The sequence below is a fragment of the Niallia sp. MER 6 genome (assembly GCF_023714395.1).
In the GTDB taxonomy this organism is placed as follows: domain Bacteria; phylum Bacillota; class Bacilli; order Bacillales; family Cytobacillaceae; genus Niallia.
Genome location: NZ_JAMAUK010000062.1, coordinates 1 through 7,217, shown reverse-complemented (window position 1 = coordinate 7,217; position 7,217 = coordinate 1). Strand labels below are relative to the sequence as shown.

9 protein-coding genes and 1 pseudogene are annotated in these 7,217 nt (G+C 32.9%); 1 reads left to right on the top strand and 9 read right to left on the bottom strand.

Going from position 1 to position 7,217, the window contains the following annotated elements:
* Positions 1 to 227: 227 nt before the first annotated feature.
* The 9 genes and pseudogenes from M3600_RS27750 to M3600_RS27715 all read right to left on the bottom strand — a co-directional run bounded on the left by M3600_RS27750 (position 228) and on the right by M3600_RS27715 (position 6,665).
* Positions 228 to 1,065, bottom strand: a pseudogene (locus M3600_RS27750) (tyrosine-type recombinase/integrase).
* Positions 1,066 to 1,261: 196 nt separating this feature from the next.
* Positions 1,262 to 1,666: a hypothetical protein gene (locus M3600_RS27745; RefSeq protein WP_233317899.1), complete on the bottom strand. Its 405-nt coding sequence runs from the start codon at positions 1,664 to 1,666 to the stop codon at positions 1,262 to 1,264.
* A gap of 697 nt (positions 1,667 to 2,363) precedes the next feature.
* Positions 2,364 to 2,921 carry an SMI1/KNR4 family protein gene (locus M3600_RS27740; protein ID WP_251648423.1) on the bottom strand — a complete coding sequence of 186 codons (558 nt, stop codon included), beginning with the start codon at positions 2,919 to 2,921 and terminating at the stop codon, positions 2,364 to 2,366.
* On the bottom strand, positions 2,884 to 3,153 hold the full coding sequence (locus M3600_RS27735; RefSeq protein ID WP_251648421.1) for an SMI1/KNR4 family protein: 270 nt from the start codon (positions 3,151 to 3,153) through the stop codon (positions 2,884 to 2,886). Before M3600_RS27735 ends, M3600_RS27740 begins: the two co-directional genes overlap by 38 nt.
* Before the next feature lie 513 nt (positions 3,154 to 3,666).
* On the bottom strand, positions 3,667 to 3,861 hold the full coding sequence (locus M3600_RS29480; RefSeq protein WP_396953855.1) for a DUF6980 family protein: 195 nt from the start codon (positions 3,859 to 3,861) through the stop codon (positions 3,667 to 3,669).
* Positions 3,862 to 3,957: 96 nt separating this feature from the next.
* Positions 3,958 to 4,149: a hypothetical protein gene (locus M3600_RS27730; RefSeq protein WP_251648419.1), complete on the bottom strand. Its 192-nt coding sequence runs from the start codon at positions 4,147 to 4,149 to the stop codon at positions 3,958 to 3,960.
* Between the two features lie 361 nt (positions 4,150 to 4,510).
* The gene (locus M3600_RS27725) at positions 4,511 to 4,843 is read right to left on the bottom strand and encodes a tRNA-Val4 (RefSeq protein WP_251648417.1); all 333 of its coding nucleotides are present in this window, start codon (positions 4,841 to 4,843) and stop codon (positions 4,511 to 4,513) included.
* Between the two features lies 1 nt (position 4,844).
* Positions 4,845 to 5,948 (bottom strand): EndoU domain-containing protein, encoded by a 1,104-nt coding sequence (locus M3600_RS29300; protein ID WP_311315990.1) that lies wholly within the window; start codon positions 5,946 to 5,948, stop codon positions 4,845 to 4,847.
* A gap of 192 nt (positions 5,949 to 6,140) precedes the next feature.
* The gene (locus tag M3600_RS27715; protein ID WP_251648415.1) at positions 6,141 to 6,665 is read right to left on the bottom strand and encodes a T7SS effector LXG polymorphic toxin; all 525 of its coding nucleotides are present in this window, start codon (positions 6,663 to 6,665) and stop codon (positions 6,141 to 6,143) included.
* Between the two features lie 310 nt (positions 6,666 to 6,975).
* Between M3600_RS27715 and M3600_RS27710 the strand changes: the two genes are divergently transcribed.
* The coding region (locus M3600_RS27710) for a transposase (RefSeq protein WP_251648413.1) at positions 6,976 to 7,217 on the top strand (242 nt) is incomplete at its 3' end.

Sequence of the window (7,217 nt, the reverse complement as noted above, 5' to 3'; positions counted from 1 at the left end):
CTAAATAACGTAAAACCTTCCAATTATGAGAAGTAGGAAGGTTATTTGGTATACCCTTTTTTAGTATAACATGAAATATTTTTAGTATTTAATGAAAAATATTGACAAACTATTAGCTGGTTTAGTATGTTAGACTATATTTTTTGTAAAAAGTTACTTGTATTCCATTTTTTATTCAATTATTTCTCACAACGTAAAAAAAGAACTGTAAATTCCCTACAGTTCTTTTAGAAATACTTATTATAAAGTTCACGTCTTAATTGACCACTTAAATAAGCATACATCCTAGTAGTTTCACTTTTTTCATGGCCCATTAAATTTTGAATAACTTCTAATGGTGCTCCATTGTTAATTAAAGTGGTGGCGTAACTATGTCTTAACTGATGTGGATGTATACACTTATTAATATTAGCTCTTCTGGATATCTGCTTAATGACATATCTCATCTGTGCAATGCTCATTCGATGTGGAGCTCGGAACGTTACAAATAGAGCTTTTTCACTATCTGTTCGGTTTTCTATATATCTTTTTAGCCAAATACTACATCGAGTATTAAAATAAACTTCTCTTTCCTTTTTCCCTTTACCAAATACAATAACGGATTGCTCGGAGAAGTTGATAGAACTTCGATCTAAGTTTACTATTTCTCCTATTCTGCAACCAGTAGAATACATAAATTCAAATAACGCTTTTTCAAAGGGACTGAGGCATGCTTCTCTTGTAAGCTCTATTTCTTCCTCCGTTAAAAACTTTGGAATTTTACTCTCTAATTTAGGTTCTTTTATTGCCGTACTTGGATTAAAAGTAATATATTTTTCTTCTTGCGCCCATCTGAATAACGACTTAATAAAACGAATACGATGACATAAACTAGATGCTTTTAAATCACTCCCAACTTCTCCGATACAGTTTGATAGTTTCCGTTGTAATTTCTTCTATCTCAACATTACCTAAGTGATTTATGAACAAGGCAGATTGAATCTTATAAGCTTTCAATGTCTGGGAAGAGTATCCTTGAATTTGTTTATCTGCTTTATATAATTGCCAAGCTTCAGATAAAATCATATTCATCTTTCCTATCTTTTTATCAATCAGTATTTACTAGTAATTTATAAACTATACTTAATTAATAAAACATATAGAAGAAATGCCCCCGTTTATTTAAGTGTAATTCTTAACAAACTTGGTTAGTCCATAGGGGATTTATAAAGGTATGCTCCCCTAATTACGTAAAACAGCCACATAATTGTAGCTGCCTCCATTATAAATGTTCTATAGGTTTTAATCTTACTTTAGATAACAACAATGATAAATGAAAATAAATATTTGATGCAATGATTCCAATTATTGAAAATATAATGGCATCCTTTATAAGAAAAGACTGAGTCCAAATAATGAAAAATATAACACCAGCAAAAATACCAGCTATTGAATACATTCCCAAAACGAGAAAATATTTTGCCTTTTTTGATTCTATTACTATGTTTTCCATGCCAATATCAATAAGAAGTGATATCGGTATTCCTATAAGGTAATAAATAGGTCCTGCAAAAATAGAAGCAAATAAAATGGACCAAAAGAAACCAAAATCGGGTACATAGAAAACACAAGAATATAATATTGCAAATAAAACAACAGATAGTGTTGCAGTTAAAAACCTTTTCATTACTTCACTCTCCATGAATTAAAGCTATTACAATAAAACAGTTGGTAAAAAGTAGCATAACAATTGTACCAGACTAATCAATCCATTGTAAGTGCCTATTTTATATTCCTTCTTTTATTCCTTCTTTTACAATGCTGCTCTGTTTCTAACATAAGCTAGTTTTCATTTATTAAAGGAATGCTGCCACTTTAGTAACATAAAAAAATAATTCTAAATTCGAGACTATATTTTTAGTTTAATTTCAATCTTTAAGTATTTTTTCCATGACTACTGATCGCTGATTAATTTCATTACATACTATTATATATATGTTATTATTTTATTTTAAATAATACTTAGAGATGAAGTGATGAATAGTTGTCTTATGAACAAAGATTATATACCTATTTCGATACCAAAATAACTTGTGATAGTTGTGAGCAGTTAAAGCTTTGTGCACCATTTGATAATAAAGAAGATATAAATGATACAATACATCTTTGTGAAGGATGTCTTTTTGGCATGTCCATAATGGGGTTTGAAAAGGTTTAAATAATTAAATAAGCAGCCAATTGGCTGCTTATTTAAAAAAAACTAAATTCTTATCACTTTACAAACATGTTTTCCTTATGTATTAAGCCTGCCAAGCCAAGTTAAAGCCTTAATCGTCCCGAATTCATCATCTATTGCATTTTCTATTTAAGTAAAGCCCTTAACATCAAATAAATTTTACAGTTTCTTCTATTTCTTCAAAAAAATATTGAATGGTCGGATCTTTATCATTTTTAATCTCAACAATAACTTTCTGAATTAAAGATTTATCTATTACGTATTGTGCAGTTACTGCTCTCCATACCGCTTCTACTGCACGATCTTTTAAATCTTCATTTCCACTTTTTATAAAATTCAATAAATATCGAAAATATTCCTCATGAATACTTTTATCATATATAAATGAATCAAATAAATGAATACCGTCTATAATATCATCCATTTCGTTACTATTAATTAACTTTCTAGCATCCTCAATTGTTGGAAGTGGAGTTGTTCTTAAGCCTTCCTCTTCATCATGCTCATGTATGTATAAGTGGTCCAGCATTTCTTTAAAAGAATGATAAATCGGAGTAATTTTATCCTCATCAGACTCTATAAATATAACTTTTGGTTTATCACCATGATTATAGTCGAGGGCAATCCAAGTATGACCATCCCCGCTGATTAAAATAATATTACTCTTACTAATTCCCCACTCCTGTTTGAAATAATCTGTTTGCATTATCCCTTTTTATTCCACGAAGATTATCTATTTCTAAGAAGTCATCTCCATCCCACCTATTTAAAGCTATAGGCAGTGCATTATATATAAGTGTTCCACCGTTTTGTTTTTTTAATAATTTTAAATAATCATCAGGTAATTTAACACCAAACTGCTCTTCTGCCAAATGTATATCTTCTTCTGACAAATCATTCAATCTGTATTGTTTTGATTCGCCATCCCAAATTTCCATTATATTCAACCCTTTCATACTAAAGAGACCTTTATCCAAACAGGAAATAAAGTTCTTTTTACATAAATACCCTTCCATTACTCTATCGATAAATTATATAGATCCCAATTTTCTGGTTTTTCTTCTTCTCTAAACCATTCCTTTCCATTTTGTATCCATTCTTTACGATAAGTCTCAAATGAATATCCTAATTCAACATCGTCATATCCAGGATGAAACCCGCAGCAGCCACAAATTAGGCTTACATCAGGTTGCCAATCTTTGTTATATAAAGGACCTCGTAATCTGTCATAACCACAAACAGCACATACATAAAACTTTTCTTTTTAAAAAACCTTATCAAGCACCTTCTAAAATATTCATTTTTTTAATTATACCAACAAATTAGTCTGTAACCTTATGTCACTATCTGCCCTGTTTCTTCCATAAGTTAGTTTTTTCATTTAAAAATGCTTCCTTAGAAATAAAAACAACAAAACCGCTTATAGGAAGCTTTGTTAATAAACATAAAAACTATAATTTTGTACTACACCACGGACAAAAATTTATGCTTATACTAGAAGAACCCCCATCATGAATTACCAATCCGTAATCATTGTCTTGTTTATCATAAATGATTATTTTATCTGGACATTCAAAGGGATCATCATGAATATCACACTTAAAATTTGCATGATAATCCATATCTTCACAACAATGTTTTTTCATAGTTCACTTCTCCTGATTAATTCAACTTCTATTGGGTTTCTGCCAGTTTAGTACCTTATAATAAATAGTTTAGTTTTTAGACTAGCCAGGCAGATTTTAAAAAATAGTTTCAATCTCAATTCTATCCCATAACTCCATTATGCTTTTTCCATCTAATTTAACCTTTTGAAGTAAATCGTTAAAATCTTCTCCTTCTATTTCGCTAGCTTCATCGTAAAATCTCCAAAAATTCAGTTCGCCTATGTAGTAATTTTCTTCCTTATAAATAAAATGAATTTCTCGACCCATCTTTAGATCTTTCAGAAATTCAATGTAGCTATATCCCATAACTCTAACTCATTCACTTTCGAATAGCATCCTAATTCTCTTAATAATACTATATTTCTTATTACACTAAACTCCCTCAATAAACAAACACTTATCTCTTAATTTTCTCAATATTGCTATCTAACTTGTTTCACTTCAAAGATTTGATTAGAGAGAAAAGACAATCAAGCTATTTACGAAGAAAATGAGCGCAAGAAACTAGCCAACCTTCGGTTCAATTTAAAAAGTTGGATAAATAGGTATGTACGCACCAAAGGATGTCCACAGATGTCTAGAATCTCCAATGAAATATACCTTATCACTTATTCTAATTCAATAATAACTATAAAAACCTCTCAGGTAGTTTAGTTTTCCATAATAAAAGAAGACTTTTAAACTGCTCAGTTTCCATTTCATTCTTATTTTCATCACTATTACTAAAAAAATGTTCAACGATGGTAAAATCTTTTCTGATGAAAACCCCTGTAGCATTTAATTGAATTTCAAAATCTTCATATATTCCATTTAAAACTTTATCAATTTCTTCGATGTACTCATCTATTTCCTGTACTGTCGAAATATCTTCTATAAAATCTGAAAATAATTGAACATCCTCTGTTAATTTTATTCTGAGCATATTAAGATGATCTCTGTAAAAACTATTTAAATATTTCATGTTAAACTCCTCTATAAATTGGATATGCGGTTGCTATTGAACCGTCACTATTTAAATACATCTCAATTGTAATACCAGAGCTACTTGTGCCAGAATATTTATTATTGCCAATCTGCCTTTTATTTTCGAAAGCTTCACTAATAGCTTCTAAAACTTGTACACGATCCCAATCTTTTGGGAAAAAACTAGATTTTGCAATTTTTCTAATACCACTAATTTCTACATTAGCTCTATAAACCCCATTAATATCTGGTAATGTTTCTGTTTCAGGTATTATTTTACCACCCATCATACTTTCATGGTGATATCCTACTGCTTTGTCACGCCTATTAATTTCCCCATGAAATATATGTTCCATCGTTTTATTATTATACTTACTTATTTCCTCACTATTATAATTACGGCCAGAAAGCATACTAAGTATTTCTTCCTTTTCATGGCTAACTGATTTTACTTCCTCTTTGTTTACAGTCTTCATAAAATCACTCATAGGAGCAATTCCGTTGGCTGTCATTAGTTTAGGATAGCTCCCAAGACTTTGTCCAAGTTCATCCATCCAACCTTTAGTCACATCTCTACCTTGCCTTGTAATCTGGGCAGTCACGTTGATAGCTTCTTGCCCGATTTGAGTTGCGTTCTTTGCTATACCTGGAACGAAAGGCATACCAGCAAAGATGCTCTGAGATAGACTTGCTTGCCGTTGTTCTTCTGTAATTTCGTTTCCGAACATATCTTTGCCTGTCACGTATTCGGACAGACCATTGGCGGATAGGAGGCCGTAGATTCCCATTTCGGTTTTTTCAAGGGACGAGAATGCTTGAACATTTTTATAGGTATTCATTGCCTGTTCAGCAGCACTGATTCCTTTCGCTGCCGAATAGATGCCTTTTCCACCTTTGATGGCTCTTCCTGCCCAGCCGACTATTGGTATAAAGCCTGCTGCCGCCATAACTGCGGAGGTGACCTTTTGAGAACCTGACATCTTTTCACCTGTGACAGGATCGACTCCTTCGACTGCCCGCTTGTAATCATAGTAGCCAGTGAATTCGCCGACAAAACTCTTTATTCTATCCCAAACTTTTTCTGATGCTGGCCGTTTGGCAATTTCTCTTGCTTCTTGCTCTTCTTTTTTATATGTAATGTAGCCTAAAGTGGCAGCTTCTGCTTCTCCTTTTAGCTTGTAGACATCACTGGAGTGATAGGTGTCTGCATCGAAATGGATAGGGGAGATGCTGCTTCCTTGTTTTGTTGCGCCTACTAAGGCACCTAATAACTGGATAGCATAGACTTCTTCCCCTTAAGAAGAAAGATACTCCTCTTTGAGCTCTTGGTCTATATCTTCAACTGCCTCGATAGTTTTTGTCCGCTTCTTGCTTGCGTCCATCATTAAATCGTCGAAGGACCTGCGGGAAAAAGCATCTAATGAAATAAGATCATCTATATCCCGAAAGATAGTTTCCAAGGCGCTTCGTTGCTCGGTAATCATCTCATCTGCCTGGCGTTCCTTTTGGACAAGGTCTTCTGAAAGGAAGGCTGTATCTACTTTTGTGCTGCCTCCTAAATCCTTTTCGCTGAGCTTTCTGCTAACGCTTTCGAAAAAAGCGACTTGTCTGTCAAACAGCCTCTGCCACGCTTCTATAACTTCTATTTGACCTTGGTAAAAAGCTTTAATCGCTTCAGCACCTCTTCCTTCGAAATCGTCTAAATCAATAATCTCTTGAAAAGCTTTCCGCAAAGCGGCAAACTGATTGCTAAGCTTATCGTAATGCTGCGCTCTTTGTTCCATTGTACCACGCAAACTAGATGCGTTTAGTATCTTCATTTTTCTGCCTCTCTTTTCTAAGGATATAATAACTATTACATCCAGTTTGTTACCATTATCCACATCCTTTAATTGTAAAATAGAGATTAGGTAGATTGTATAGGCAAAAAGTTTTAAATAATTATCTTGATATTATTGATTTTTTCCTTGCTAACTTGTTCTAGAGCTTAATAGCTTTCAATCTTAATACAACTACATCTGACTGCACTTTATGAACAGCTGGTGGAAATGTTGAATCGGCTACACTAAGTTGGACAGAATTTATAAGGGCTAGTACACTAAACATACTAACCTAAAGGAGCTTGGTACAATGCCGCGCCAACGTAGAACTTTTACAGCCGAATTTAAACTTCAATTAGTAAAGCTATATGAAAATGGAAAGTCCCGTGCGGATATCTGCCGAGAGTATGAAATCACACCATCCTCATTAGATCGTTGGATTAAAAATCATCAAGAAACTGGATCCTTTTCTGCGAAAGATAATCGTACAGAGGAAGAGAACGAGTTAATGAGATTGCGCAAAGAAAACCAACGCTTAATGATGGAGAATGA